Annotated in this window: 1 protein-coding gene; it reads right to left on the reverse strand. The window is 46.8% G+C overall.

All coding sequences use genetic code 11. From position 1 onward, the window contains the following. Positions 1–806, reverse strand: an 806-nt coding sequence (locus A3750_RS00430; RefSeq protein WP_156498263.1) for a DEAD/DEAH box helicase, incomplete at both ends; no start/stop codon positions are given.

Consider the following 806-nt stretch of genomic DNA (forward strand, 5'->3'; position numbering starts at 1 on the left):
CGTAATCTTCAGGATCGTCAGGGAGATTGTAATTAAATACATGACTCACGCCGTCGACATGAATCCCCCTTCCTGCAACATCTGTCGCTACCAAAATCTCAATATCACCACGCTTAAACTGATCCAAGGTTTTAATGCGTTTGTGCTGAGGAACCTCTCCAGACAGCAAAGCAGCCTTGATGCCCTTTGCTTTTAATGCTGATTCGAGGCGACGGGTCTCATCGCGTCGATTACCAAAAATAATGGCACGACTCACTTTGTTCAAATCAAGATAGCGACAAATAATTTCAAGCTTTTCATCCGACGACACCATGAAGATCTTCTGATCCACTTTTTCAGTGGTCAGTTGCTCTGCTTCGATCTCGATATGAATCGGACTACTTGTCCAGCGCTGACACAAGTTCAACACGTCCTGATTAAAAGTGGCGCTGAAAAGAAGCGTTTGTCGACGATCAACTTTCGGGCAGCGGCCAAGAATACGTTTAACATCAGGAATAAACCCCATATCAAGCATTCGATCCGCTTCATCAATGACGAGCGTATCCACTTGATCGAGATAAAGGTCGCCGCTATTCAAGAAATCAATAAGGCGACCTGGCGTTGCCACCAAAATATCGATCACATTATTGCGCACATACTCGCGCTGCTTCTGATAGTCGATACCGCCAAGTACAGAGTAGATCGAAAGGCCCGCATATTTCGTCAAAGCACGCGCGTCCTTTTCAATCTGTAGAGCAAGCTCTCGCGTTGGCGCCAAAATCAATGCGCGCGGTTCACTCGAAAAACGGTCTTCAGCTGGAACCGGC

The organism is Oleiphilus sp. HI0079, from assembly GCF_001635105.1.